Origin of the sequence: Acidithiobacillus sp. (assembly GCF_023256195.1) — a bacterium.
In the GTDB taxonomy this organism is placed as follows: Bacteria; Pseudomonadota; Gammaproteobacteria; order Acidithiobacillales; family Acidithiobacillaceae; genus Acidithiobacillus_A.
The window spans coordinates 1-26,173 of record NZ_JAGDWX010000033.1; the positions used below are offsets into that span (position 1 = coordinate 1).

The 26,173-nt window shown below is 62.6% G+C and carries 29 protein-coding genes and 1 pseudogene; 25 read left to right on the forward strand and 5 right to left on the reverse strand.

All coding sequences use genetic code 11. The features are described 5' to 3' along the window. Positions 1 to 68 precede the first annotated feature (68 nt). The 14 genes from Q0C23_RS08430 (at position 69) to Q0C23_RS08495 (ending at position 11,997) form a co-directional block, all read left to right on the forward strand. Positions 69 to 884, forward strand: coding sequence for a hypothetical protein (locus tag Q0C23_RS08430; protein WP_291511928.1), 816 nt, complete (start codon positions 69 to 71; stop codon positions 882 to 884). A 21-nt stretch (positions 885 to 905) separates the two neighbouring features. Then, positions 906 to 1,625 carry a 4Fe-4S dicluster domain-containing protein gene (locus Q0C23_RS08435; protein ID WP_291511929.1) on the forward strand — a complete coding sequence of 240 codons (720 nt, stop codon included), beginning with the start codon at positions 906 to 908 and terminating at the stop codon, positions 1,623 to 1,625. Next, positions 1,618 to 2,529: a CoB--CoM heterodisulfide reductase iron-sulfur subunit B family protein gene (locus Q0C23_RS08440; RefSeq protein WP_291511930.1), complete on the forward strand. Its 912-nt coding sequence runs from the start codon at positions 1,618 to 1,620 to the stop codon at positions 2,527 to 2,529. The genes Q0C23_RS08435 and Q0C23_RS08440 overlap by 8 nt, the downstream gene beginning before the upstream one ends. A 63-nt stretch (positions 2,530 to 2,592) precedes the next feature. Further along, positions 2,593 to 3,039, forward strand: a complete 447-nt coding sequence (locus Q0C23_RS08445) for a glycine cleavage system protein H (RefSeq protein ID WP_291511931.1) — start codon at positions 2,593 to 2,595, stop codon at positions 3,037 to 3,039. Continuing rightward, a complete protein-coding gene (locus Q0C23_RS08450; protein ID WP_291511932.1) occupies positions 3,036 to 3,431 on the forward strand; it encodes a DsrE family protein in 396 nt (131 codons plus the stop codon). Before Q0C23_RS08445 ends, Q0C23_RS08450 begins: the two co-directional genes overlap by 4 nt. 60 nt (positions 3,432 to 3,491) lie before the next feature. Continuing rightward, positions 3,492 to 3,929: a glycine cleavage system protein H gene (locus tag Q0C23_RS08455; RefSeq protein WP_291511933.1), complete on the forward strand. Its 438-nt coding sequence runs from the start codon at positions 3,492 to 3,494 to the stop codon at positions 3,927 to 3,929. 98 nt (positions 3,930 to 4,027) lie between these two features. Next, entirely contained in the window at positions 4,028 to 5,149 is a 1,122-nt protein-coding gene (locus Q0C23_RS08460) for a radical SAM protein (RefSeq protein ID WP_291511934.1), read from the forward strand. A gap of 27 nt (positions 5,150 to 5,176) precedes the next feature. Continuing rightward, positions 5,177 to 6,274 (forward strand): lipoate--protein ligase family protein, encoded by a 1,098-nt coding sequence (locus tag Q0C23_RS08465; protein ID WP_291511935.1) that lies wholly within the window; start codon positions 5,177 to 5,179, stop codon positions 6,272 to 6,274. Then, entirely contained in the window at positions 6,258 to 7,313 is a 1,056-nt protein-coding gene (locus tag Q0C23_RS08470) for an NAD(P)/FAD-dependent oxidoreductase (RefSeq protein WP_291511936.1), read from the forward strand. Before Q0C23_RS08465 ends, Q0C23_RS08470 begins: the two co-directional genes overlap by 17 nt. Before the next feature lie 24 nt (positions 7,314 to 7,337). After that, entirely contained in the window at positions 7,338 to 8,471 is a 1,134-nt protein-coding gene (locus tag Q0C23_RS08475; protein ID WP_291511937.1) for a radical SAM protein, read from the forward strand. A 224-nt stretch (positions 8,472 to 8,695) separates the two neighbouring features. Further along, entirely contained in the window at positions 8,696 to 10,033 is a 1,338-nt protein-coding gene (locus tag Q0C23_RS08480; RefSeq protein ID WP_291511938.1) for an OmpP1/FadL family transporter, read from the forward strand. A gap of 126 nt (positions 10,034 to 10,159) precedes the next feature. Beyond that, the gene (locus tag Q0C23_RS08485; RefSeq protein WP_291511939.1) at positions 10,160 to 10,555 is read left to right on the forward strand and encodes a hypothetical protein; all 396 of its coding nucleotides are present in this window, start codon (positions 10,160 to 10,162) and stop codon (positions 10,553 to 10,555) included. Then, positions 10,539 to 11,606, forward strand: a complete 1,068-nt coding sequence (locus Q0C23_RS08490; protein WP_291511940.1) for a lipoate--protein ligase family protein — start codon at positions 10,539 to 10,541, stop codon at positions 11,604 to 11,606. Before Q0C23_RS08485 ends, Q0C23_RS08490 begins: the two co-directional genes overlap by 17 nt. A 7-nt stretch (positions 11,607 to 11,613) precedes the next feature. Beyond that, positions 11,614 to 11,997 carry a hypothetical protein gene (locus tag Q0C23_RS08495; protein ID WP_291511941.1) on the forward strand — a complete coding sequence of 128 codons (384 nt, stop codon included), beginning with the start codon at positions 11,614 to 11,616 and terminating at the stop codon, positions 11,995 to 11,997. 45 nt (positions 11,998 to 12,042) lie between these two features. On the opposite strand, the gene Q0C23_RS08500 is transcribed toward Q0C23_RS08495, so the two are convergent. Further along, positions 12,043 to 12,366, reverse strand: coding sequence for a hypothetical protein (locus Q0C23_RS08500; RefSeq protein ID WP_291511942.1), 324 nt, complete (start codon positions 12,364 to 12,366; stop codon positions 12,043 to 12,045). A gap of 119 nt (positions 12,367 to 12,485) precedes the next feature. Between Q0C23_RS08500 and Q0C23_RS08505 the strand changes: the two genes are divergently transcribed. The 5 genes from Q0C23_RS08505 to Q0C23_RS08525 are packed head-to-tail and all read left to right on the forward strand — an operon-like array spanning position 12,486 to position 18,534. Next, positions 12,486 to 12,893: a hypothetical protein gene (locus tag Q0C23_RS08505; RefSeq protein WP_291511943.1), complete on the forward strand. Its 408-nt coding sequence runs from the start codon at positions 12,486 to 12,488 to the stop codon at positions 12,891 to 12,893. Next, positions 12,890 to 13,708, forward strand: a complete 819-nt coding sequence (locus Q0C23_RS08510; RefSeq protein ID WP_291511944.1) for a CbbQ/NirQ/NorQ/GpvN family protein — start codon at positions 12,890 to 12,892, stop codon at positions 13,706 to 13,708. Before Q0C23_RS08505 ends, Q0C23_RS08510 begins: the two co-directional genes overlap by 4 nt. 2 nt (positions 13,709 to 13,710) lie before the next feature. Then, positions 13,711 to 16,203, forward strand: coding sequence for a VWA domain-containing protein (locus Q0C23_RS08515; RefSeq protein ID WP_291511945.1), 2,493 nt, complete (start codon positions 13,711 to 13,713; stop codon positions 16,201 to 16,203). Positions 16,204 to 16,208: 5 nt separating this feature from the next. After that, the gene (locus tag Q0C23_RS08520; protein WP_367273191.1) at positions 16,209 to 17,369 is read left to right on the forward strand and encodes an acetoin utilization protein AcuC; all 1,161 of its coding nucleotides are present in this window, start codon (positions 16,209 to 16,211) and stop codon (positions 17,367 to 17,369) included. 16 nt (positions 17,370 to 17,385) lie between these two features. Further along, positions 17,386 to 18,534, forward strand: coding sequence for an aldo/keto reductase (locus tag Q0C23_RS08525; protein ID WP_291511947.1), 1,149 nt, complete (start codon positions 17,386 to 17,388; stop codon positions 18,532 to 18,534). 3 nt (positions 18,535 to 18,537) lie between these two features. On the opposite strand, the gene Q0C23_RS08530 is transcribed toward Q0C23_RS08525, so the two are convergent. Beyond that, a complete protein-coding gene (locus tag Q0C23_RS08530) occupies positions 18,538 to 19,125 on the reverse strand; it encodes a TM2 domain-containing protein (RefSeq protein ID WP_291511948.1) in 588 nt (195 codons plus the stop codon). Between the two features lie 83 nt (positions 19,126 to 19,208). On the opposite strand from Q0C23_RS08530, the gene Q0C23_RS08535 reads away from it, so the two are divergent. The 5 genes from Q0C23_RS08535 to Q0C23_RS08555 all read left to right on the forward strand — a co-directional run bounded on the left by Q0C23_RS08535 (position 19,209) and on the right by Q0C23_RS08555 (position 23,010). Next, on the forward strand, positions 19,209 to 20,141 hold the full coding sequence (locus tag Q0C23_RS08535; RefSeq protein WP_291511949.1) for a selenium metabolism-associated LysR family transcriptional regulator: 933 nt from the start codon (positions 19,209 to 19,211) through the stop codon (positions 20,139 to 20,141). 10 nt (positions 20,142 to 20,151) lie between these two features. Continuing rightward, the gene (locus Q0C23_RS08540; protein ID WP_291511950.1) at positions 20,152 to 20,907 is read left to right on the forward strand and encodes a GMP synthase; all 756 of its coding nucleotides are present in this window, start codon (positions 20,152 to 20,154) and stop codon (positions 20,905 to 20,907) included. A 5-nt stretch (positions 20,908 to 20,912) separates the two neighbouring features. Further along, positions 20,913 to 21,275, forward strand: coding sequence for a hypothetical protein (locus Q0C23_RS08545; protein ID WP_291511951.1), 363 nt, complete (start codon positions 20,913 to 20,915; stop codon positions 21,273 to 21,275). Next, complete coding sequence (locus Q0C23_RS08550) at positions 21,272 to 21,907, forward strand: VTT domain-containing protein (RefSeq protein ID WP_291511952.1); 636 nt, start codon at positions 21,272 to 21,274, stop codon at positions 21,905 to 21,907. Before Q0C23_RS08545 ends, Q0C23_RS08550 begins: the two co-directional genes overlap by 4 nt. A 71-nt stretch (positions 21,908 to 21,978) precedes the next feature. Then, the gene (locus Q0C23_RS08555) at positions 21,979 to 23,010 is read left to right on the forward strand and encodes a glycosyltransferase family 9 protein (RefSeq protein WP_291511953.1); all 1,032 of its coding nucleotides are present in this window, start codon (positions 21,979 to 21,981) and stop codon (positions 23,008 to 23,010) included. 16 nt (positions 23,011 to 23,026) lie between these two features. Here Q0C23_RS08555 and aguB read toward each other — a convergent pair whose 3' ends face one another. From aguB to dsbG, 3 genes are all read right to left on the reverse strand, one after another. Next, complete coding sequence (gene aguB / locus Q0C23_RS08560; RefSeq protein WP_291511954.1) at positions 23,027 to 23,890, reverse strand: N-carbamoylputrescine amidase; 864 nt, start codon at positions 23,888 to 23,890, stop codon at positions 23,027 to 23,029. Between the two features lie 69 nt (positions 23,891 to 23,959). Next, positions 23,960 to 24,505: a DUF4124 domain-containing protein gene (locus Q0C23_RS08565; protein ID WP_291511955.1), complete on the reverse strand. Its 546-nt coding sequence runs from the start codon at positions 24,503 to 24,505 to the stop codon at positions 23,960 to 23,962. A gap of 45 nt (positions 24,506 to 24,550) precedes the next feature. Then, positions 24,551 to 25,027, reverse strand: coding sequence for a thiol:disulfide interchange protein DsbG (gene dsbG / locus Q0C23_RS08570; RefSeq protein WP_291511956.1), 477 nt, complete (start codon positions 25,025 to 25,027; stop codon positions 24,551 to 24,553). Between the two features lie 577 nt (positions 25,028 to 25,604). Between dsbG and Q0C23_RS08575 the strand changes: the two are divergent. Continuing rightward, positions 25,605 to 26,173 (forward strand): annotated as a pseudogene (locus tag Q0C23_RS08575) (hypothetical protein); the annotation flags it as partial.

Here is a 26,173-nt window from a genome sequence, read left to right on the forward strand (position 1 = left end):
CGACTCCATCGCTCAGGGTCAGTCCGCCGGCTCCCGTGCCGTGGCGGATCTGTACGGAATGCAGAAAGTTGCCGTCTGACGACCTCGCACGGTCGGCTGAACGGATCACGCCGACCAAGCTGCCCTTCGACCTGGATGCAGGTCTGCTCAAGAAGTCCTTCTACGAGCTGGAGGAGGCTTTCGAGGGGCAGCAGGGACTCGCGGATCTGATCGAGCGTTTGGCGGAGAAGAGCAGCATATTTCGGGATACGCTCCTCTCCAGAAGCGCGCCTCTCAGCGAAGAGGAACTGGAGACGCTAGTCGAGCGGATGTTCACGGCGCGACGTAAGATCTGGCCGGCATTTGATGCGGTAGGTGCTGCCAAGGTCGGCGAGGCCATGTCCGACCTTCTGACAGGGCATGGTTCGCTGGTGCAACGTATGCAGCGGTTCGAAGAAGCGGTACCGGCCACCGGAAAGGCCCAACGCGCATTACGGGACGTAGCGGCGGAAATCCTGCATTTTACCGCTCCCGACGTCTATCCACTCATGACGCGCTGGGTCTGGGATCAGGGCACCGTATCCGGCGCCATTCGGGAATTCATCCCCGGTGGCGACTACCTTACGGATTTTCCTCTGGGGGAGAGTCCGGAGATGTTCGAGGGTGTGCGGGTCTGGATGCAGGAATCCCTGGCAGAGCTCGGTGTCTATCGCGATCTGCCGTATTTGATGGATGTCATTCTGGCCTATCAGTACTCCCAGTATCTGCGGGCCATGGCTGAGGGTTTTTTACGCTCGGACTTCGGTGGTCAGTCGGATTTTACGGAGCAGATCAGGAAATTACTGGGGGTAGAAACCCAGAGACGGTTTGGCGGGTCTCGCCTCAAGCGAGATGGTCTTCATTGACGCAAGGAATCAGGAGCAGTTATGGCTATTCATGAGAAGACCCTGATCGATCCCGATCGCATCCTGCAGCACGATCATCTGATCGTGGATGGTGTGGATGTCTCGGGATCCTGGAACACCATGATTTCCCCTCGTACCCTGACGGACTACGAGCCGGATTTTGAAAAGATCATTCAGAGCTACAGCGGTGGCGAGAACGTGCATCGCTGCTGGCAGTGCGGTTCTTGCACCAACTCCTGCACCATGTATGCGCAGAACGTGGATTTCAATCCGCGCTACTGGATCTATCTCATCCGCCTGGGTCTCAAGGCCGAGCTGATGAAAGACAAAGATATCATCTGGCAATGTGTGTCCTGCAACAAGTGCACCAACATCTGTCCCAAGGACGTGCGTCCTGAGGGGGTGATGAAGGCAACGGCGCACTGGCTGGAAGAGAACGGTTACACGGAAAAGTCTCCGTCGACGCACTTCGATGAAGAGTTCACCCACGAGTGTCTGGAGTTTGGCCGTATCGAAGACACGGAAGTGATGATGGGCTTCTTCAAGCGCACGGGCCAGCCTCTGGTGCAGCAGTGGATCGTGGAATTTGGCAAGGGTCTGACCAAGCACATGCCCTTGGGTCAGCTTGCCAAGATGGGTCTCAACACGATCTTCCGGCCCAAGACCAAGTCCTGGGGTCGGACAGGGGCAGTATTGGCGGAGTATGTAAAGGCTCAGAAGGAGGCGGCACACCATGGCTAAGGTTGCGTATTATCCCGGTTGCGCTCTGGAAGGATCCGGCGGTCCCTACGACAAGTCGACGCGCGTTCTGGTGAAGGAGTTGGGTCTGGAGATGGAGAATCTCGAAGACTACAACTGTTGTGGCGCCATGGAGGTGAAGAACGTCCACCCCATGCTGCAGACCTATATGTCTGCCCGCAATCTGGCCATCGCCAGCAAGCTCCAGGGTTGCGACACTGTCATGGCTCCCTGCAATGGCTGCTACCGGAACCTGAAGCAGACGGAGTACGAATGTGCCACGTCCGAGGAGACCATGAAGACCGTGCAGGAGCTGGCCAACAAGGCCGGCGACCCGGTCTATGAGGGCGATGTGCGTACCTTGCATGCCCTGGAGTGGTTCATGGAGGAGCTGGGACCGGAAGGCATCAAGCAGCGTGTTAAGAAGAGCCTCAACGGACTAAAGATCGCCAACTACTACGGCTGCATGTACACGCGGCCACGGCAGATCTTCCCGGAAAAGGATCAGGGTCCGGGATCGGAATCGTCCTATGCGCCGCACTTCATGGACGATCTGCTCCACGCCGCAGGCGCGGAAGCGGTGGACTTCCCGTTGAAGACCGCCTGCTGCGGCGGGGCGCACACTCTCTCCGACTCCGATACTTCGACGCAGCTCGTGCTGAATATCCTGCAGGCGGCCGAGGACGCAGGCGCCGAGGTCATTGCCACGGAATGCCCCACCTGCCACTCGGGTCTCGAGATGCATCAGGTGCGCGCCGAGGTGGAGTTCGGTATCAAAACCAAGGTGAAGGTGATCTACTTCACCCAGCTCCTCGGTTTGGCCATGGGTCTGTCGCCGCGCAAGGTAGGCATCCCGGACAACGTCAGCGACTCCATGGATCTTCTCGCCGCCAAAGGCATCGCGTGATGCCTTTCGGCTGGCGCCCCCTCGGGGGCGTTTTTTTTGCCGGTCGGTAAAGGAGAGGCGTCCATGGAGTGTAACGGTTGCGAGTTTCGCGCCGAATTGTACTACGACAAAGAGAGCCAGATTTGGGCCCGTCGCGAAGACGACGGCACTTTGACGGTCGGCATGACCGACATATCGCAGTCCATAGCGGGCAAGATTCTGCACGTGCGGGTGCGTCGCCCAGGTACGCGGCGGCCCATCGGCAAGCCCGTCGCGACCATCGAGAGCGGCAAGTGGGCGGGCCCGGTTCCCAATGTCTTCGACTGCGTCATCGAGCTTGCCAACGAAGATGTCCTGGAGGATCCCAATCTCCTGAACATCGAACCCTACGAAGCCTGGATCGCGCGGGTCAGACCCACGGCCCCCATGGAGGTGGCGCTCAAGGATATGGTGACGGGCGATTCTGCCTTTGAATTGTACAAGGCCCGGTGCGAACGGGACGATATCCACTGCGAGCGGGGCATGCGATGAGCGGTCACTATCTGGAAGACGACGAAGAAAAGCAGGTGGTCATCGTCATGACCAGCGGTCCCAGCACGGCGCATCGCTGTGCCACCCCGTTCTATCTGGGCGCGCTGTTGTCATCCATGGATGCAGAGGTTAAGATTTTTTGCACCATGGAGGCGGTCAGGCTGATGCAGAAGGGGGTAGCCGAGAATCTGTCGGCCATGGAAGGTGGAAAACGGGTCATCGAATTCATCCGCGATGCCAAGAACGCCGGGGCCGAGATTCACGTGTGCCGCCCTGCGTTGCCCGGCTACGATATTCCCGCAGAGGATTTGATCGAGGAAGTGGATCACGTGGCTTCGGCCGGAGATCTCGCCGACCTTATCCTGTCGACGGATCGTCTTTTGTTCTTTTAAAACGGGCATTGCCCATTCGTACAGTGTCACCAACGTTTAGCAAACCCTAAGGAGGGCATAATGGGAACGGTTCGTGGTTGTGAAATCCCCGAAGATCTGATGTACAACGTCGAGAACAATGTCTGGTTGCGCAAGGAAGACGACGGCACCGTCACCATCGGTATGACTTCCTACGCCTGCTCTTTGGCGGGCCAGATCGTATCCTACACTCCCAAGGGTGTTGGCAAGGACATCAAGAAAGACAAATCTGCGGCCACCGTCGAATCCGGTAAGTGGGTCGGCCCCCTGAAGAGCCCCGTCAGCGGTACGGTCACGGCGACCAATGAGGATGTGGCCAAGGATCCCGGTCTCATCAACAAGGATCCCTATGGCAGTGGCTGGATTGCCAAGTTGAAACCGGCAGACTTCGATGCCGACGCTGCGGAACTCAAAACCGGCTCCGATGCCCTGGCGGCCTTCGAAGAGAAGATGAACGCCGACGGTTTCGGCGGCTGCTGATTATCGATGTGTGGTGTCTGCGGCCGCCTTTGCGGCCGCACGTTTTCTGTGAGCACGCGGTCGTATAGCGTGTTCCCCGGATAGGTAAGGAATCGTCCATGAATCCTTGGTTGGAATCGGTAGCGCAGGTAGAAGCCCTCGAAGATCTTCGTCTGGATGAAAACCTCGTAGCCTCCATGCGGGAGCGCTGGTCTGGTCTCTCCGGCAGCCAGGTGGGCCGGATGAACTTCTACACGCCCTCCTTCCGCCACCATGAGACTTCCGAACTATCCACTTGCGGTAAGAATGCCTTTCCCGCCATCTCCATCACCGGCGGTGACTGCAAGTTGCAGTGCGACCATTGCAAGGCAAAGATTCTCGAACCGATGATCCCGGTGCGCTCGCCGGAGGAGCTGGAGCGGCTCGTCGATGGCATCGTCGCCGACGGGGGTCGTGGATTGCTGCTCTCCGGCGGCTCCGATCATCAGAATGTGGTGCATTACGAACCCTACTTTCCGACGGTCCGGCGCATCAAGGATCGCTATCCCAGTCTGCAGATCGCCATGCACACCGGTATCGCTACCCGCGATTTTGCCCTGGGCATGGAGGATGCCGGCGTCGATGTGGCGATGATGGACGTCATTGGTGCCCAGGATACCATCCATCAGGTCTATCACCTGCGCCGTACGGTGGACGATTTCGAGGCGGCGCTGGAAACGCTGGTCAATACCCGCATGAAGGTCGTCCCCCACATCGTCATCGGTCTGCACTATGGACAGTTATTGGGGGAATGGAATGCCTTGGAGATCGTACAGCGCCACCTGCCCAGCGCTTTGGTGTTGGTCGTGATCATGTCGCAGTACGCCAGTCAGAGCCGGCCCTTCGCGACTCCGCCCGCGGAAGAAGTGGGGCAGTTCTTCATGGATGCTCGCGCCGCTCTGACGGAGACGCCGGTCCTGCTGGGCTGCGCTCGGCCCTCGGGTGTACACCGCTCCATGACCGATGCCTATGCGGTGATGGCGGGCCTCAACGGTATCGCCTTTCCCTCAGATGGGATGTTGGCCTTGGCCAAGCGCCTGGATCGCGAGGTCTTCGTGACGCCGTCTTGCTGCTCCATGATCGTCGGCGAGGAAGTGCTGGCGATGGGCGACCACAGCGACAGCATTCCCCTGGATCACATCCCCGCCGCACCCAAGCGTCAGAACCGGCTGCGGGACATCCCCATCGTTCTGTCGGCCTGAATGCAGGGACCGGGAAGCGGCCGCGACATGTCGGATCACCACATCGGTGTAAGCTGGTCGGTGCTGGACACCGGCCTGCACGATGCGGACCATAACATGGCCTTGGATCGGGCCCTCCTGGACGCCGTGGCAGCGGGGGATTGGGGTCCGACCCTGCGCTTCCTGCGCTTTCAGGACAGCGCCTTGTTGGGACACCATCAGTCGCCGCGACAGGAGCTGGATCTGGATTACTGCGCTTCGGAAGGCATACAGGTGCAGCGGCGGCTCACGGGTGGTGGTGCCATCGTCTTTGATCCTAGTCAGATCGGCTGGGAGTTGATCTGTCTGCGTTGCCACCTGCCTCAGGGGGATATGACGACCCTGTCCCGGGAGATTTGCGAGGCGGCAGCGGCAGGGCTTCGCCATCTGGGAGTGCATGCCGTTTATCGGCCGCGCAACGATATCGAGGTGGATGGTCGCAAGATCTCTGGCACCGGCGGTGTGTTGGAAGGAGAAGCCCTGCTTTTTCAGGGTACCGTTCTCATCGATCTGGATATTCCCCGCATGTTGCGGATTTTGCGCGTGCCTGTGGAGAAACTGGATGCCCACGCCATCCGGAGTGTGGCTGAGCGGGTGACGAGTCTGCGCACGCTGTTGCCGGAGCTGCCCTCCATGACGGCCGTACAAGAGGCCCTGGTACGGGGCTTTCGCGAGCATTTCGGGGGGCAGTGGGAGTGGCCCGCGGCGGTTACGGTGCCGGAGTCCGTCACCCGTCGCCTGCCGCAGGCTTTGGCAGAGGTACGCGACCCCGACTGGCTCGGCCTGCAGGATCGGCCGCAGGAAGAACAACCGCTGCGGCAGGCCGTCCTGCGGACGAGCGGCGGTACGCTGCGTGCGGTCGTGCTTTGGGACGAACGTGGGCAGCGACTGAAGCAGGTCCAGTTCAGCGGCGACATCTTCGTGCAGCCCAGCCGCGCCCTGGTGGATCTGGAGGCGCGGCTGCGCAACAGTCACATCGACGAGCTGGACGCGCTGGTATCCCGCTGGTTCACGAACGATGTGGTGGACGCCTTTGGTATGCAGCCGGAACATTTTGTGGCCGTGCTGCAGCAGGCGGTGGAGGATGCCCATGCACCGTGCTTATGATCTTCTGGTGGTAGGCGCGGGACCGGCGGGGGCGGCGGCAGCGCGCACGGCGGCCGCACGGGGACTGAGCGTGCTTTGTGTGGACCGGCGCAAGGAGATCGGGGTGCCGGTGCAATGTGCCGAGTTCGTGCCCATGCCCCTGCTGCGACAGGTACACGAGACGGTCTCGCGCGTCCAGGATGTGGTCGCCATGCGCAGCGTGTTGCCCTCGGGAGCCGAGGATCATCGCGACTTCCCGGGGATCATGATCGATCGCGCCCGCTTTGACCAGGGTCTGGCGGAGTCCGCGCGTGCCGCAGGTGCCGAGATCCGGACACACACCAGCTTCCGTGGCTGGAATGGCGAGCGGGCTCTGCTGGAGCAGGATGGTCGGACCTGGTCCATATCGGCGCGTTTCCTGGTGGGTGCCGATGGTCCGCACAGCGCCGTGGCGCTGGCGCTGGGCCTTGCGCCACAGCCCGTGGTGCAGACGCGGCAGTACACCGTGGAACTGCGCACGCCTTACGCCGACACGGACATTTTCCTGTCGGACGACTTTCCCGGCGGCTACGCCTGGCTTTTTCCTCGGGGACCCGTGGCCAATCTGGGGTTGGGTGCCGATCGGCGCTTTGCCGACAATCTCAAGATTCCGCTGGATGCGCTGCATCGGCAGATGCAGGAGCGGGGCCTGGTGGGTTCGGAGATTCTCGGGCGGACCGGAGGCGGTATCCCGGTGGGCGGGATCCGTCCCTTGGTCCATCCCCGCGCGCTCTTGGTGGGTGATGCCGCCGGCCTCACCCACCCCATCACCGGTGCGGGCATTCCCGCGGCGGTGATCAGCGGTTTTGCGGCAGGGACCGCGGTGGCCGACTTTCTGACCGGCGACGACGAGGCCTTGGAGAGTTACGCGGAAGACATGCACGACCAGTTTGGACCGGCCCTGGAGCGGGCTCTGCGGCGGCGCCGGTCCTTGGAGGCAGTCTGGCACACCCCGGCTGCCGCAGACGATCGGGTGATGCGTTCCAGTTGGATCGCATTTGAGGAATACTTTGCCGCTTGAGGCGGAACGACAGGAGGATTGACCATGAGTGCGGTAGCGTCCGATGCAACACCCTTGAACTTTTACCGGCCCGACTATTTCGTGAAGACGCCGACCATGCGCTCGCCCGACTATGTGCAGCTCAGTACGGCCGCCGCCATCACTCTGGGTCTCATCCCGGGGGTCATGCACCGCACCAGCTGCACCCACTGTCTCAATCTGCTGATGACTTATCCCGAGGGATGCCGTGCCAACTGCACCTACTGCGGACTGGCGCGCCATCGGGAAGAGAGCCGGGATTATGCCGATCGCAACTTCATCCGCGTGGACTGGCCGACGGTGCGGGTGGACGAGATGCTGGAGCGTATCGCCGCCAATGGCGACAAAGGCCAGTTTGAGCGTATGTGCATCAGTATGATCACCCACCCCGATTCCGACCACGACACCCAGGTGGTGCTCAAGCGCTGGATGGAAGCGGCACCCCACATTCCCGTGTCCATCCTCTCCAACCCCACCACCATGGAAAAGCAGGATCTCATCGACCTCAAGAATCTGGGAGCCGACATCTTTACCGTGGCACTGGATGCGGTTACACCGGCGATCTTTGAGCGTACCCGCGGCAAGACCGTGCAGAGTCCACACAGCTGGGACAAGTACTGGCAGGCTATCGAGTGGGCTGCCGAGATCTACGGACCCGAAAAATTCGGCGCCCACCTCATCTGTGGCATGGGCGAGACGGAGCAGGAGATTCTCGAGGTCTGCCAGCGCATCAAGGACATGGGTGGCCACAACCATATGTTCGCCTTCTTCCCGGAGAAGGGCTCCATGATGGAAGACTGGGATGCGGTGCCTCAGGACCACTGGCGTCGCGTGCAGCTGGGGCGTTTCCTCATCGATTACGCCGGTGGCCGATACGAGGACATGAGCTTCGATGCCTACGGCCGGGTCGAGGACTTCGGTTATCCAAAGGCGGAGCTGGAAGCCATCGTACAGTCCGGCAAGCCTTTCCAGACCAGCGGATGCCCGGGCAAGGATGACGAAGAAGTGAGCGCCTGCAACCGTCCCTATGGTGACTCCTCGCCATCGGACATTCGCTCCTTTCCTTTCGCCCTCAACAAACAGGATGTGGAGGTAGTACGTCGACAGATGCGTCTGCGTGATCTGTCCGTCGAAGGATGAGGCTCGTGCTGTAAATCGAGAGCGCCCGAAAGGGCGCTTTTTTTTGTGGTAAAAGCTGGACTCGGTATCGGTAAGGCGCGGGCTATATGATAGTATTCTGATGGTCTACCATTGCGATATTTTGGCATGGCCCTGAAAGATTTGATGGTTTGCTGTCTTGTCACAGTGTGCCTATTACGACACAATCGTGAAGAAATTGGGCAACAACAGAGGCGGAGAACCAAATGAAGAAGAAATCGATGCGGTTGGGTATGGCGGTGGCGGCGGCTCTTTCCTGTGCCTTCGCGGGTTCGGCCATGGCCACGGACGGCTACCAGTTGATCGGTATTGGACAGTATGCGGTGGGTATGGGTGGTGCCGTGGTGGCAGCTCCCGATGATCCTTTGTCGGCGGCCATCAGCAATCCGGCAGGTTTGGCCATGATTCGGCCCCAGGCGGCTTTCTCGGCAGAGGTATTCAATCCGACCCGCCGCACCAATCTGGGTTTCGGTGAGATCGGCAGCCACAGCAACGTATACGGTATTCCCGCCATCGGTTGGGTGGCACCGGCCTTCGGTAATGGCATCGTTTTTGGTGGTGGTGTGTACGGTACTTCGGGTCTGGGTGTGAACTACCTACAAAATGTCGCCCCGAACCAGTATCTGCCCTATGGTGGCTATGCCCAGGCCTACAGCAGCATCACTTTCATCCAGATGGCACCGTCTCTGGCCATGAAGGTGAACGACCACCTCTACATCGGCGGCTCCCTCAACATCGCGGCGGAACAGGGCTCTTTCCAGCAGACCTTTACCCAGTTCCAGAACATCAGTCCCAATCCCCAGCAGCCCTTCGTGGTCCCCTTGACCGGTGGTCTCAATCTTTCCACTCCCTCTTGGGCCTATGGCGTGGGTCTGACCTTAGGCGCGCTGTACAAGGTGAACGACAAGGTTACCCTGGGTGCCACCTACAAGTCGCCCATGATGTTCACGCCTTTGACCTTCCAGGGGGGGGCGCAGTCCTTGCCCATGCCCAACGGCCAGGTGCTCACCGGCAATCCTGGGCAGTACAGCGGTCACTTGAACTACCCGCAGCAGATTGCCCTGGGTATTGCCATCCGGCCCATTCCCCAATGGCTGGTGAGTGTGGAAGGACAGTGGATCAACTGGCACAACACCCTCAACACCTTCAACATCTATGGGCCGTGGAATGGCACCAGTGTCGTACCACTGGCGCTGAACTGGCGTAACCAATGGGTGGCCAACATCGGTACCCAGTACAATGTCAACGATTGGCTGCAGGTACGGGCCGGCTACACCTGGGGTTCCAACCCAGTGCCGAACAACAGCAATGCCATCGCGGCCAATACCATCTTCCCGGCCATCGTGCAGAACGCCATCACCTTCGGTGCCACCCAGAAGCTCGGTATGGGTTGGAAGTTGACGGAGGCCTACATGCACGAGTTCGGCAACACCATGACCGGTGCACCGGGCTCGGCTCCCTTTGCGCCTGGCAACCCGATGCAGGCGGCGTCGTCCACCCTCACCGAGAATTCCTACGGTATCCAGGTGGGCTACGATTTCTGATCGACTTTTGTAAGCACCCTCCTCGGGGCGGGAGAGATGCGCGAGCATCTCTCCCTTTTTCTTTGCCTTGTCAGCGGCCACATCGACTGGGATAATGTTTGCTTGACGAGTTTGCTCAGGATTGCCATGAAGACCATACCCATCGCCGACGTGAGCGCCCTCAAGAACGAGCTGAACAAATACAAGAAGGGTAAGAAGCTGGAGATCCCCCGCTTCAACCAGCTGGCGCGCATGGCCTATATCGGCCGTCTGGTCATGGCGCCTTTGGATCCGGAGGATCCGGACTGCAAGGCTTATCTGGTGCATGTTCAGGAACCTCAAGGTCTTGCCGCACACTTCATCGAGCTGGACGAGGACCTGCAGGACGCCATCCTGATTCTCGACGGGGAGCAGGCCATGGCCATCGCTGCCATCATGCAGGAAGGGGTGGCGGAGCGGGCGCGCTGGCACGAGGCTCTCAATGAACGGGATTTCTACTTCTCGGCCTTCTATCGTCCGCGGGAACGTGACGAATCCCACTGAGACGACTGCCGCATCTCCCGTTCATCGTTTCTCCTTTTCCAAGGGTGCTCTGCGACTCCTGGATCTCGGGCATCTTTCTGCGGTGGACCTGCATCGCGCGTACCTTGGGCTTGCCGAAGCCCAGGGGGAAAGCGATCCTCCGCTGCTGATACTCGCCAGCGCCGAGGATCACCTCAGCGTTGGTGCGGCCCAGGGTGTGGGTGCAGAGCTGGATCGGGAAGCCTGCGTGGCGGCAGGGATCCCGGTGGTACAGCGCCCCCTGGGCGGCGGTACCGTCTGGGTGGATCGGCACCACCTCAATTATTTCCTGATCTTGCCACGTCAGACCGGAATACGCCGACCGGCAGAGGCCATGGCACGCTTTGCACCGATTCTGTGCGCCTGGCACCGGAGCTTCGGACTGGATGTCCGTCTGGTGGGAGATCAGGACTTCTGGCTGGATCGGCAGAAGTTGGGCGGCACCGGCGCTGCCAGTATCGGCTGCAGTCTGGTGCTGGGCGGCAGCCTGCTCCTGGACGGCGACTGGGGCGGCTTTGTCCGTTGTATCGCTGCGCCTTCCGCCGATTACCGTGTCGCCTTGCGCCGCATCCTCGAGGAATCTCTGGGGAGCTGGGCTCGGCACCTGCCGCGGCTGCCCGCGCGCGAGGCCCTGGGCGCGGCTCTGCGTGAGGCTCTGGCAGCGGCCGGTTGGGACCCGCAGGTCGAGGACGCGCCGCGCGCGAGGGAGGTCCAAGCCATGGCGCAGGCGGAGCTGGAAGCGGCGGACTGGCAGCAACCCGGGCGCCGTCGGGTCGCGCACGGGATCAAGATCAAGAATGGCAGTTTTCTGACGGAGCGCCACTGGCCCGATGGCAGCTTCCTGCGGGTCTGGACCGAGGCTGGTCGTTACCGCCGCGTGTGGTGCAGCGCCTGGTCCCAAGACGGCGCACGGGCCATGGCGGGCCTGGAACGGCAGGCAGCCTTGCAGTTTTTGGAGCATTCCCTGGATCGGGAGGACGCGCGGCTTTGGCAGGCGCGCCTGGAAGCGACGGCCGTGTGGGCGGAAGATTGAGAGGAGGATGGGTGTGGCCAGTATTCAGGATCGATTGCGCAAGCGTTTTCTGTGGATGAGCAGCGACGAGGCCCTGCGTGCCGAGGCCGAGGCTCGGCTGCTACCGGGCTGGGAGATGGAGTGCGGTATGGATCTGGAGGATTTCGGTGACTGGCAGGAGATCCTGTTGCGCCGTTTTCTGGTCCTGGATCTGGACGATCCGGCCATTGCCGATCCCATCGGTATCGTCGATACCTTGCGTCGGGAGCACCAGCTGAATATCCCGGTTTTTTGCTTCGGTGGCGATAGCGATCGTCGTCTCGAGGCACGCCAGGCGCGCGCCGACCGCTTTTTTGAGCGAGAGGAAATTGCCGACCGTCTGGAGGATTTTCAGAAACAGTTCGGCTGGTAGGACTGCGGCGGTCCGCGTCGGTTCGGCGGCGGACCGCGGTGAAGATCAGCCGACTTTGGCGTGTGCTTCGGTATCCAGCAGCAGGTCGCGGCTCTCGCTCTGGTTGTCGCTCTTTACTGTGAGAGTGACGATACGTACGCCAGCGTCCTTGAAGGTGAGCTCGTAGGAAAAATTGCCGGGCAGGTCCAAGGTGCTTTCCTTGAGGGTCTTGCCTTCACAGCTCAGGGTAACCGTCCCCTTGCCGGCGCCGCCCAAAATGGCCTGGATACGAAAGGGATGGCCGACTACGCGGCGATACACCTGGGGATCGCGGTTGGGGTTGTATTCGAGATTGTTGAGTTTGACCATCTTGATGAGTTTCGTGCTCATGAAAGCCCCTTTAATCAGTCTATAAAACGAATTATGAACCACTGCAGACAAAACCCATTTATCCTAGACGAAATCCTGCATGAACGGTAGGGTGTAGCCATGATGACGGAGGCTGGCCGATGTACGACAAAGTCTTGACCCTGTCCCGACTCGACCAGGCGCAGGCGCGCATCGAGACATTGGCCCGTGAGGTGACGGCGGACGGCGGTCCGCCGCTGGCCCAGGAGCTGGACGAAGCCATGGCCTTGGCCAAGGATCTCCTGCGCATCCTGCTGGATGCCGAGGGGAAGCCTTATGAGGCCGACGCTGACCTGCTGCAGCTGTGGAAATACCTGGTCAAAGGCGAGCCGCACTGGAATACCATCCGCGACAACTGTCGGGAACTGGTGTACTACCGCAACTGTCTCGATCTCGGCCGGGAGGACGCCCTGCCGCCCCAGCCCCGCAAGATGATCGTCCATACCCTGCGCCACCTGTACCTCTATCTGCGCAGCCACTGCGAACAAAGTCCCGAGGAGACCGCATGAGCCGACATTCCGCTGACAACTCCCTGCGCCACCTGACCGAGGAGCCCTACTACCAGCCCGTGGGTAACGAGCTGGCGGTATTCATGGCGGCCTGGCAACGTCGCCTGCCGGTCATGCTCAAGGGACCGACGGGCTGCGGCAAGACCCGGTTTCTGGAGCACATGGCCTGGCGCCTGAAACGCCCACTGGTGACGGTGGCCTGCCACGAGGATCTGACCAGTTCGGACTTGGTGGGACGCTTTCTCATCGAGGGGGACGAGACCATCTGGCAGGACGGACCGCTGACCCGGGCCGTGCGCGAGGGCGCTATCTGTTACCTCGACGAGATCGTCGAAGCGCGCACCGATACCACCGTAGTCATCCACCCGCTGACGGACCACCGGCGGCACCTACCCATCGACAAACTGGGCACGGAGATCAGCGCCCATCCCGATTTCCTCCTGGTCATCTCCTACAATCCGGGCTATCAGACGGTGCTCAAGGATCTCAAGCCCTCCACCAAGCAGCGTTTCGTGGGCATGAACTTCAGCTATCCGCCGGCAGAGCTGGAGCAGAACATCGTCGCCAAGGAATCGGGCCTGGCGGCGGAGCAGGCGGGCAAGTTGGTGCAGGCGGCGGCCAAGGCCCGCAATCTCAAGGATCAGGGTCTGCAGGAGGTAACCTCCACGCGCGCCCTCATCTACGCGGCGACGCTCATGGCGGCCGGTCTTGCACCCATGGAGGCCGTCGCGGCCGCGATTATCAGCCCGCAGACCGACGACCCCGAGCTGGCCGCCGCCTTGGAAGAGATTTTCCAGAGCTTTCTGGCGGCCTGAAGATGACCGAGGCGGCGGAGGAGATCCTCGAGCACCTGGAGGCAGTGAGTTTCGTGGCTGGCCGCGATGCCCGGGCAGCGCTCCCAGCGGTACAAGGACTGGGTGCCGCGGCCGTGTTGCGCTACCTGGAGCGCGGGCGGGAGTTGTTCTTCTACGATCGCGAGGCGGGCAAGGCCTACTTCCACGCCACCGCCGATCTGGTGCAGGCCTTCGGTGGATTGGACCCCTGGCTGGAACAGTCGGGCGTCTTTCTGACGCAGCGCGGAACCTTTCGGGCGGCGGTGGCCTTCTTCGCCCAGGCAGCGGCGGTGCGGCGGGACCATGGCCTTGCGGGAGAGCGCTGCTGGTACGAGCAGGGCGCGCGCTGGATCGCTCGCCACGTGGACAGTGCGGCCGCCTATTTTCGGGTGCCGGCCGCGCAGCTGTTCGGAAGCGCCGGGGTCGAGGATCTGGAGACTCTGATGCAGCCGGCCGAGGAACTGGCCAAGGGCCGACTGGGTCTCGGTACCTATCTGGACGGTGCCATCAAGGTGCGAGCCATCTGTGGTCTGGCAGGGGTGGCGGAGTGGGCGCGCCGCGGCAAGGACGTGCTGGCAGCAGGCCGCATCCGCGGCGAGGCCTGGTTCCGTCTGGAGAGCGACGAGGCCCGCGCCTTCCTCTTGGAAGTGCTGCCGGGGTTTCGCACGGGTCCGCACAAACGGCTTTTTGCGCTGCTTCTGCAGGCCTGGACAGGCCTGCAGCTGCCTCTGGAAGAGGGCGATTGGAGCGTGGAAGGAGGGCGCAGCTTTCTGGAGACAGACGGCCGCAGTCTCTTCGTGCCGGCGGTGATGCCGGATCGGGAAGAGGCACTCCTGGCCTTCTACCACACCGGCGCGCATCTGGCCTATGGCAGCTACGATCAGGACGCCATCCACGCCTTGTTCCGAGAAATCGGGACGGAGCACCCGCCCTTGGACTCCGATCAGCGGATTACCTGGCGACCGCTCTTTGCCCAATTCGGTGACGATCTGCTGCGCTTTCAGCTGATCTTTGATCTCTGCGAGGATCTGCGTGTGGATGCCGCCCTGGATCGGGAGATGCCGGGCTACATTGACCGCCTGTGGCGGGCGGCCACGGCGCGATCGGCGCCGGCGGGGGCTGCCGGAGCCTACTGGCAGGCGGCTCTTGGCATCTATGCGGACTATCGCCAGGGGCGCCTGGCGGCCGATCTGCGCACCTTGTTGGAACCCACGGCCGGTATTGTCGATGCCTTCCGTGTGGCGCTGGCGCGTTACGCCGACACCCAGCTGCCGCCCATCACCCTTGCCGAACGTGCGGCCGCTTTTCTGCCCGGGCATTCCCCCAACGCCGCCCGGCCGGTCTACCCACGCCGGCGGCTGGCGAGCGAAGCGGTGGAAATGGACGCCGGCGGTGCCCTGGGAGCAGCCGGGCACAAGGAAAAACCGCGAGAGGCGCCGCAACAGGCCGAAGGCAACGACCCCGATATGGAGATCCCGCCCGAGGACATCCAGGGCACAGGCGGTCGCGTGGGCGTAGGGATACCCATGCCCGCCAAGGTCGCTGGCTCCGGTCGTGGTGTGCAGGGTCCCAAGGGCGGCTGGCCCTACCGCGAGTGGGATTATCGTCAGCAACGCTACAAGGAGGACTGGGCGCGGGTGCACGAGCGCAGCCTGCGCGAGCGGGACGAAGCGCGGGCCGTCGAGATCGCCGCGGCCTACGACGGCACCCTGAGGCGGCTCAAGCGCGCCCTGCAGGCCCAGAAACCCACCCGTATGGCACCCTTGCGCCGCCAGTTCGAGGGTGAGGAGCCGGATCTCGAGGCGGCCGTGCAGTACGTGGTGGAGCGGCGTGCCGGCCGCAGTCCCAAGGCCAATATCTATCTGCAGCGGCGCCCGCAACAACGGGACACCGCGGTGCTGCTGCTGGCGGATCTGTCCACCTCCATCATGGCCGAGGCGGGCGACAGTGGGGTGCGCGTCGTGGATCGTCTGCGGGCAGCCATGCTGCTCTTTGGTGAGGCTTTGCTGGAGGTTGGCGACCCTTTCGCCATCTACGGTTTTGCCAGCAAGTACCACCAGGAGGTCATTCTCTATCCCGTCAAACGCTTCGGCGAGCGCTTCGACAGCCGAGCCCGAGCGACGCTGGCGGGCCTGTCCGGACGTCTGGCTACCCGCATGGGAGCGGCCATCCGCCACTCTACCCGTCAGATGCTGCGCACCCAGGCCCAGCGGCGGCTGTTGCTGATCCTCTCCGACGGGCGTCCGGCGGACTACGACGATGGCGGCGATGCCCGCTATCTGCAAGAAGACACCCGCATGGCCGTCAAGGAGGCGCGGGAGCAGGGGGTGCACGCCTTCTGTATCAGCCTCGATCCGCGCGGTGGCGACTATCTGCCGCTGGTCTTCGGCAGTGGTCACTATCTGGTGCTGCCGCACGTGGACAGCCTGCCCCAGCGTCTGCCCGAGGTCTATCTGCGCCTGCGGGGCAGCCATTGAGGGAGATCGATGCCCTGCGGCCCCGCATCGTCCCTCAGCGGGATGCTCTGTTCATCGGTGCAGCGCGCTATCGCCGGACGAGCTATGGTCGGAATCATCCTCTGGCCATACCCCGCGTCTCCCTGACCTTGGACCTCATCAACAGTTACGGTGCCATCTCTCCCGCCGAGTACCGCACGGGTCGACCGGCCAGCCATCGGGAGCTCTGGGGTTTTCACACTCGGGACTATATCCAGAGTTTCGAACGCGCCCAGTTCCGCGGCGGCGTCACCGACAGTGAGCGGCGACGGTATCAGCTAGGGACTCTGGAGAATCCGTATTTTCCGGGTTTCTTCGATACCCCCAATCTCGCCACGGGCTCCAGCATTCAAGGGGCGGAGGAGGTCCTGCAGGGACGGGTGGCCTTCAGTCCTGCCGGCGGCATGCACCACGCGGCGCCAGGAGAGGCGCGCGGCTTCTGCTACCTCAACGATCCGGTGCTGGCCATCCAGTGTCTGCGCGGCGCTGGGCTGCGGGTGCTCTACTGGGATCTGGATGCCCACCACGGCGATGGTGTGGAGGCGGCTTTCGTGGACGATCCCGAGGTGCTGACGGTCTCCATCCATATGGACACCACCTACGCTTATCCTTTCCGGGGTGGCGGCATCGATGATCACCCGGGCGGCGCCGTCAATCTGCCGCTGCCTCCGGAGGTCAACGACAGTGAATACCGCTTGCTTTTCACGGCACTCTGGCCCGCCGTGCTCGATGCCTTTCAGCCGGAGGTGGTGGTCTTGCAAGCGGGCACGGATATCCTTGCCCCCGATCCCCTCAGCAAATTTCGAATCAGCAACGCTTTCTTTTGGGAGATGGCCGAGCGGATACTCACCGACAGCCCGCGCCTGCTGGTGCTGGGCGGCGGCGGCTACCATCCCATCGCCCTGGCGCGCTGCTGGACGGGGCTGTGGGCGATCCTGAGCGGACGGACCCTGGACGACGCCTTGCCGGCGGCAGGAAGCGCCCTGCTGCGGGCGGTGGAGTGGGAGCTGGACGATGAGGATGCGCCGGACTACTCCCGCCAGTTTGCCTTTCTGCGCGATGAGGCGCAGGAGGGTCCGGTCCGCGCCGAAATCCACCAGCGTCTGCAGCATCTCGTGACGCATCACCCTCTGTGGCATCCTCTTTAGACTAGGAGCATCCCCTATGCCCGATTCCCCTTCTCGCCCCCGGATTCCCGGTGCCGCCAACAGCCTGGCTACCAAGGCCTATGCGGCGCGATTTGCCGAGACCCTGCCCGAAGGGCACTACAGCGATTTTCTCAACACCCGTATTAAACTCTCTTCCCTGGGGGTAGGGACCTTCCCCGGTGGGGTCGAAGAGGTGACGGACCTCGCCGTAGCGGCCATCGTGGCGCAGGCCCTGCAATCGGGGATAAACGTCATCGATACCGGCGCCAACTACCGCTACGGTCGTGCCGGGCGGGCGGTGGGCGCGGGGATTGCCAAGGCCATGGCCGCGGGCATCCAGCGGGAGGAATTCTTCATCCTCGGCAAGGGCGGATTTCTGACCTTTCCGCGGGGTCGTCCCGACGATCTGGAGGCCTTCTTTCGGGAGGAGGTGGAGGCCAAGGGCCTTGGTCGACGGGAGGACCTGGCCGAGGGCGTCCATTGCCTGAGCCCGGAATACATCCTCTGGCAGCTGGACAGCCTGCGCGAGCAGACGGGTCTCGAAACCCTGGACTGCTTCCTGGTGGACCAGCCCGAGGTACACATCCCCAGCATCGGCAAAGAACAGATGTACCGTAAGCTGCAGGCCGTCTTTGCCGCACTGGAAGACGCGGTGGCTGCCGACAAGCTGCGCTATTACGGTATCTCCACCTTCAACGCCTGTCGGGTGGAAACGGACCATCCCCTGTTTCAGTCCATGACCAGCCTTCTGGGTCTGGCGGAAAAGGCGGCGGGGGATGGGCGTCGCCACCACCTGCGGGTGGTGGAGCTGCCCTTCAATGCCCTGATGCCCGAGGCCTATACCCGTTTCAGTCAGGTGACGGGGCAGGGCAATATCGCCTCTACGATCCAGGCTGCCTTCCAGCTGAAACTGACGGTGATGGCCAGTCACCCCCTGGGCAAAGGCCTGCTGGCGCGGGAAGAGGTGCCAGCCTTGCAGCAGGGCATGCCGGATCTGGACAACGCCGCGCAGCGCGCCATCCAGTTCGTCCGCTCCACTCCCGGGATTGCCGTCACCCTGGTGGGGATGAGCACGCCGCTGCATCTGGCCGATTTTCTGGCGGTGGCACGGCAGCCGCCGCTGCCGAAGGAGCGCTACCTGGCCATGTTCGAAAAGGAGAAGTAGACCTTAGACCGGGGTATCCGAGTCTTTCTCGCTCTTTTTCTTGGTCAGTTCGGCCAGAAGCTTCTCCTGCTCGGCAAAGGATAGACGGCGTTGCCCCGGAGCGAAGCCCTTGCGTTGGGGCTCGGCGGCAGCGGGGTGGCCGGCGCGCTCGCTTTCCTTGACGCGGCGATATCCTTCGAGCTCGCTCTGGTAGTCTGGAGTATCCTCGACGGTGTCTGCGCGGCCGCGGTAATCCTTGGGGGCGGCCGGGGCATTCTGGGTAAACCAGGCCTTTTTGCGCATTTCCTTGTTGTACTCGCCAAGCCAGGCCGATAGCCGCCACAGATCGAGCAGGGCCGCTAGCGCCAGCACAAGCCCTGGGACCAGGGCGACATACCAGGGTGCGAGTAGCGCCAGCGCCAGCACGATGGCACTGGCCGCGGGGAACAGCCAGGCCAGGCGTCGATGCAGGTAGAAACGGTGCAGCCCCAGGGGGAAGCCCAACCAGGATAGATAGGTCCATAACGGTTTTTTCTGGAGTTTTCGCAGCCGAATTTGTAGACTCTGAAGTCCAGCTCCATGCAGATCGAGTTTTTCCCAGGCTTCGGGCACGGGTGAGTCTCCCAGAAAACTGTATTGAAGCACTCAGATATTACTCATAAACTCGGGCAAAGTCGCGCGCGACGGGAATATTCATGGCAGATAGACGGTTACAGGTCTTTCACACGGTGGCGAAGCTTCTGAGCTTCACCAAGGCGGCGGAGACCCTGCATATGACGCAGCCGGCGGTGACCTTTCAGGTCAAGCAGCTGGAGGAACAGTTCAATACCCGCCTCTTCGATCGGACCCACAACCGCATCAGCCTGACGGAAGCGGGCATGGTGGTCTACGAGTACTCGGAGCGGATCCTGTCCCTGTACGGAGAAATGTCCAACCGCGTCGGTGAGATGACGGGTGATCTGCGCGGTCATCTGCTCATCGGCGCCAGCACCACCATCGCCGAATACATGCTGCCGCGGGTGTTGGGGGATTTCAAGCTCAAGTATCCCGACGTGCAGGTGCGTCTGCACGTGGGCAACACCGACAAGATCGTACATATGATCGAGGACAACAGCATCGATCTCGGTCTGGTGGAGGGGGTGGTGAGCAACAAGAGCCTCGCCACCCTCAAGTGCTGCATGGACAACATGATCGTCATCGCGCCGCAGGACCACGCGCTGCAGCATCACGAGAGCGTCAGCGCCCAGGAGCTGCTGGATTATCCCTTCGTCTCGCGGGAAGAGGGATCCGGTACGCGGGAAGTAACGATGGAGTACCTGCATCAGGTGGGTATCGACCCCGAGGATCTGCACATCACCATGGAGCTGGGCAGCCCCGAAGCGGTAAAAGGAGCGGTGGAGGGAGGGCTTGGCATCGCCGTGGTGTCCGAGGCGACCGTGCTCAAGGAACTGGCTCTGGGCACCATCATCGCGCTTCCCCTCAACCCGCCGCTGGCACGTCCCTATTTCTTCGTGTATCAGAAGCAAAAGTTCCGAAGCCTTGTCATGGATGAATTTCTGGAGTTTGCCAAGGAGCGTTGCGCGCGGGACATGCGCGTGCTCCCGCCGCGGCGGGAGAGCAACCCATGAGAGGGGATCGATGAAACATTTCGCGGTGGTACAGCACAGCTACTCGGAGTTTCTGGGGACCCTGGAAGATCAGCTGGAGAAACGGGCCATCAGCTACAGCTACTTTCGGGTGTTTCTCAATCAGGAACTGCCGTCCAGCGCCCTGACCTTCGATGCGCTGTTCCTGCTCGGGGGGCCCATGTCGCCTCTGGAAACGGACAAGTATCCCTGGCTCACCCAAGAGTTACAGACTATTGCAGCCTTTCGCAAGGCGGGCCGACCGGTGGTGGGCTTTGGTCTCGGCGGCCTGCTCCTCGCGCAGTACGAGGGTGCGGAGCTTCAGCTCGAGCCGTACCACAACGCCTATTTCACCACGGCCCATCTGGGCCCCGCAGGCAAGGGGGACGCGCTGGCGGAGGCGGTGGCCGGGCGGACGGTGATGGTGTGGTCGCCAGGAACCGCCATTCTGCCGCCGGGCAAGGAGGCTCTGCTGGTGGACGACGACGGCCGCTGGATTGCCTTTCGTCCCGATGAGGGCAGCATGTCCCTGCTGTTCCGCCCGGAGATGAAACCGGGCCTCATCGAGGACATCCTCATGGAAGAAGACCGAGAGGTGCCGGAGCACATCGGCGAGCTTCTGGAAGAGGCCCGACAACGCTGGCCAGAAATGCAGCAGACCACCGATCAGACTCTCGTGGCCCTGGTGCGGGAACTTTCCCTCATGTCCGAACGGCGCAAACCGCGGGTCTTTGCGCTCAAGGTGGACACGGGAGAGGAGGGAGGCTGAGTGGCGTGAACAGCTACGAACGACGTTTGCTCCGGGTAGCGCGCAAGCTGGACGAGGTACAGAAAGAGCAGCTGCTGCAGTTTGCAGAGTTCCTGGCGAGTCGCCGCCGTGAGCCCTTGGCGGTGGCGCGGGCTCCCGAGCCTCCTGCCCTGCGCCCGGCACGGGAGGGGGAGACGGTGGTGGGGGCCATCAAGCGCCTGCGGGAAGGCTACGCGATGTTGGATGCCAAGGCCATGCTCAACGACACCGCCGCATTGATGTCCCGACACGTCGTCGGCGGCGCCCCGGCCGAGGAGGTCATCGCCCAGCTGGAAGTGCTGTTTGCGGAACACTATCAACGCTATCTCGAGAACTTCGAAGGACCATGAGCTGGCCCGTTCTCCTGCAGCAGCTACTGCACTTCGATCAATACCTCGTCCCCTGGGTGCAGCAGTACGGTCCGTGGATCTATCTGGGCCTGTTTCTCATACTCTTTGCGGAGACGGGGCTCGTGGTCACGCCCATACTGCCCGGCGACTCCATGCTTTTTGTCTGCGGTACCCTCGCAGGCGCCGGTCTCATGTCCTTATCCGCGCTGTTGTCCTCCCTGATCACCGCCGCGGTGCTGGGGGACGGCCTCAATTATTACCTTGGGCGCCGCTACGGGGTACGGCTTTTCGGCGGGCGCTGGCTGCGCAGGGAATATCTGCAACGCACCGAAGCCTTCTATGAGCGCCACGGCGGCAAGGCCGTGGTGATCGGACGTTTTCTACCCATCATCCGTACCTTCGTGCCCTTCGTTGCCGGGATTGCCCGTATGCCTTATGCCCGATTCCTGCGCTTCAACCTGTTTGGCGCCGTGCTCTGGGTGGGTGGGCTGGTGCTGGCAGGCTATTTTCTGGGCGCCGTCCCCTGGGTCAAGAGCCACCTCAATCTGGTGCTGGTGGCGCTGATCCTGCTTTCCCTGCTACCGGCGGCCTGGACGGGGGTACAGGGACGCCTCAGTCGCGCCATCGACTAAGGCCACTTGGGCTTTTGACAGGGCTGTGGGGCGTTATGCCCACATGCCCGAGGCCGCGGGAGGATCTGGCCATGAACACAACCAGTTGCCGCATTCTTGTCATACGCGCCGGTCGTCTGGGAGACACCCTGTGGGCGACGGCCGCGATAGAACCTTTGCGGGCGCATTTCGGTAAAGGGGTCGAGATCGACCTCGTGGTCATGGCCAACATGGCGCCCCTTTTTGCCGACGATCCGCGCATTCATCGAGTTTTTGGTCTGCGCCGGCGAGGCCTGCCCAGTTTCTGGAGTCCCACCAAGCGGGCCATCCTGGCGGCGGCCCGGCAGCGGCCCTATCGGCTCGTTCTCGATCTCGAGACGGGTACGGACTTTCGTGAGTTGCTGCAACGCCTGCCGGCACTGCAGAAGGTGTCGGCGCGGCCGCGGCCAGCGGGGGCTCGCCAGCATGTGGTGGAGGATGTCCGGGAGCTTTTGCGTGAGGTGGTTCCTGAGGATCTCCTGACCCTGGCCCAGCCCAGTCTCCTGGTCGCCGACCGCAAGCGTCCGGCGCCTCTGCACCACCCGGGCGGCTACGTATTGCTGCACCCAGGCAACAGCCACATCGCCCGCGGCAAGGCCAACCTGCGTGCCTGGCCCCTGCGGCACTGGCAGCAGTTGGCCGAGAGTCTCGCGGCCCGGCATCCGCAGCTGCGCCTGGTGCTCATTGGGGAGAAGGCCGAGCGCTCCTACCTCAGTCCCCTGACCCGGGCGCTGCCGCATCTCGTCGATCTGTGTGGCGCTACCAGCCTGCCGGAGCTCGCTAGCGTGATCCGCCACGCACGCCTGGTCATCAGCACGGACACCGGTCCGAGCCACCTGGCGGCGGTTCTGGGAACGCCTCTGATCACCCTGTTCGGACCCAGCGACCCGGGCATGACCGGGCCGTGGGACAGCGGTCTGGGGCAGATTGAGGTATTGCGTCGCGCACTGCCTTGCAGTCCCTGCGTCCATCGGAGCGACTACGGAGCCTGCAGCCATAGGAGATGCATGGAAGAGCTGCAGCCGGCGCAAGTACTGGATCAGGCGCTGGATATCCTCGCGTCCCGTTGGGCGGAATCGGCCTGAGACCGCCTGGCCGTACTCAGGCTTGACCGTCGAAGCTCAGCAGCGGTCCATAGAGATCTGGGCGGCGATCGCGAAACAGGCCCCACTCCAGGCGAGCGCTGGCGAGTTGGTCGAGATCGAGATCGGCCAGGATGAAGCCTTCCTCTCGGTCGGCCTGGGCGAGCAGCGCCCCGGTGCCGTCCGTGATGAAGGAACCGCCGTAGAAGGTGATCTCGCCGCAGCGCCCCTGTTCCCGACCGATCCGGTTGGCGGCGACGACGGGCACCATGTTGGCGGCCGCGTGGCCCTGCATCACCCGAGTCCAATGAGGGCGGCTGTCGATCTCGGGAGCCTCTGGCTCGGAGCCGATGGCCGTGGGGTACAGCAGCATCTCGGCACCGCGGAGGGCGAGGATGCGTGCCGTCTCTGGAAACCACTGGTCCCAGCACACGGCGACCCCCAGACGGCCAAAGCGGGTATGAAAGACCCGGAAGCCGGTATCGCCGGGGCTGAAATAGAATTTCTCCTGGTAGCCGGGGCCGTCGGGAATGTGCGCCTTGCGATAAAGACCAAGATTCCGGCCATCGGCGTCGATGACGGTGAGACTGTTGAAGTAACTGTTGCCAGCGCGCTCGAAGAAGCTCACCGGCAGCACCACGCCGAGCTCCCGAGCTAGATCTGTCAGGGCGACGACGGCCGGGTGGCCTTCCATGGGTGCCGCCAGGGCAAAGTGGGCTATGTCCTGATCCTGGCAGAAATAAAGGCTACTGAAGAGTTCCTGCAGCAGGACGACCTGCGCCCCTGCCGCGGCCGCAGCGCGCACCATCTCCGTCGCCTTGCGGATATTTGCCGTGGAATCCGCTCCTAGGGCCATCTGTACAGCAGCTACCCGTACGCGCATGGGGCCGTCCTCCTCACCGGGACACTAGCGGGCAAGCATAGAGACGGAACCGGGCGCAGGCAAGGGTGCTCAGGGCGCGGCCCACAGCGGGCGCTGGGGAGCGGGCGGCCCTGCGGATGGTGGGGGAGAGGCCCAGGGCGGGATGCCGGGCCTCTGTGCGCCTGGGCCGGGTCCGGGAGGCGGTGGTGGCGCGCCGGGGGTAGGTCCCAGGCTGGGGTAGGCGTAACCGGGCGGCAGCAGGAAGGCAGGACTGTACACACTATGAGGCGGGTGCGTTGGCGCCTCGTTGCTGTGGGCGTAGTTTGCCAGGGCCGTGAGCAAGTTGATGCGGGCGATGAGGGCTTCCTCTCGCGCCAGAGCGGAGTTGGTGGCGGACAGGGTCCGGGCCTCGTTCGAACTGACGGTGGCAGCAGAGTCGGCCGAGGGACCAGGTGGTGGCGCCGGGAGCGTGTGGATGCGCCGCAGATCCCGGGCTGCAGGGGGCGGATGATCGCCAAAGGAAACGACCCCCGTGGGGGATACCCAGCGATATATGGGCTCGCCCGCGAGACCCGGACTAAGCCAGATCAGGCTGAAGGCGAGCAGGAGGACGGTGCGGGACTTTGGGGTATCCATGTTTCACGGTGTAATCCTCGGCTGCTTTTGGGTCAAGCTCTGGGCTCATCGAATCTGTTTCAGGGTCGCCTTCAGGCCCGACTTATCCAGCAAGCCGTGTATCACCTGAACCTGGCCCTGACGATCGCGGTAGATGAGTGTCGGGACGACGCGCTTTCCGCTTTCATCCAAGAGTCCGAGATTCTCAGCGAGGATCTTGTCCGTTTCCGGTGTCGGAATGGTCTCCCGGATACCGCCAAAGTGCTCCATATTGAAGCCTTTCTCGTTCTGGCGGATGGCAGCGACCGGGTCCTTGGCCTGGAGTATGGCAGCCGCCTTGCCGGGACTGGAGGGTGCGATGAAACTCACGACCAGGAAGCGCAGATTGAGGTGCGCGGACCGCACGACCGGTTCCAGTTCGTCGTAGAGCACGTGGCAGTAGGGGCAGTTGGGGTCGAAGATCATGTAGAGGATGCGTGGTCCATGCCCTTGGGCGATCCAGTGGGCGTGGTCCAGTCGTTCCCAGAGATGCGGGTGTGCCACTGTCCGTTCTGGCACAGCGAAGGCCGAAGATGTCCCCCAAAACGCCAGCGCGAGCAGCAGTAGGCCAGCCCTGAACGCCTGCCAGACCCAGGTCCTGGGCGGCGCTCTGAGGGCGGCTCCAGCGCGGATGTAGGACATTTGCTGGGGATGTGGGCAGGGTCTGGACATGGGCGCGCTCCGAGAATCGCTGATAGTGGTGACGACCCCAATGCAGCAATATTTGCGCCAGATTCAGGCAGGCGCGGGGTCTGCTTCAGACCGCCCCCGACCCTTGCCAAGGCCGCCAAAGCCCTCTATATTCCCAATCATGCGTTATGGCCCATATATGTCACTTATGACTAATATTCCCTCGTTCTGCCGCTCCTGTGGGGCGGCAGGAAGCTTGGTATTGCCGATGGCGGGGAGGCCGTCGGTCCTGCAGCGCAGCACACTGTAATGGGTTTAAGAAAAGCCGATGTGTCGTCGGCTTTTTTTGTTTTCTGGGTCCAGGATTTGGTAGAGAACGTGATGCCCCTAGATAATCGGCCCCATGGGCGGATTATCCAGCGGCACTCCTCGATGATTTAGGGAGAGTCGAATGCAGAAGAAGAAAAGCCGTTGGCACATCCTGCTGGCTACTGCAGTGCTCCTGGGCGGCGGTGGTATCGCCCAGGGAGCCACCACCCACGCTGGTCACAGTGCGCATCCGCGGAGTCATTCCGGCGCCCAGCACCATCCCCACAAGGCGGCAGAGCGCAAGGTTGTGTATAAGAAGGAAACCCGACACACGGCCGCGCGCAAGCGGGTGGCGGTGCGCACTGCGCATCCTGCGGCCAGCCGGCACGAAGGTCGAGTTCGCACTTCCTCGCTGCAGCCGACGGACTACCCGAGCGGCGACGACTCCGCGGTGGCACCGGCCAATTACGACAGTCTCATGCCTACGGCTCTGGAGCTCATGGGAATGAACCCCATCGAATTCGCCGGAGTAGGGGCTGCGCCGCAGCAGCCGGAGTTCCGTCCCTATCGCATTGCCCCACTGCCCAGCCGGGCGGTGTCGGTGACGGCCCCGTCCTTTATCGATCAGTCTCTGGTGCTGGTGAAGACGGGCGTCGCGCCCATCGTTCCCGTGCCCGCAGCCTCTGTGGCCTCGGCAGAGGCGGCGGCACC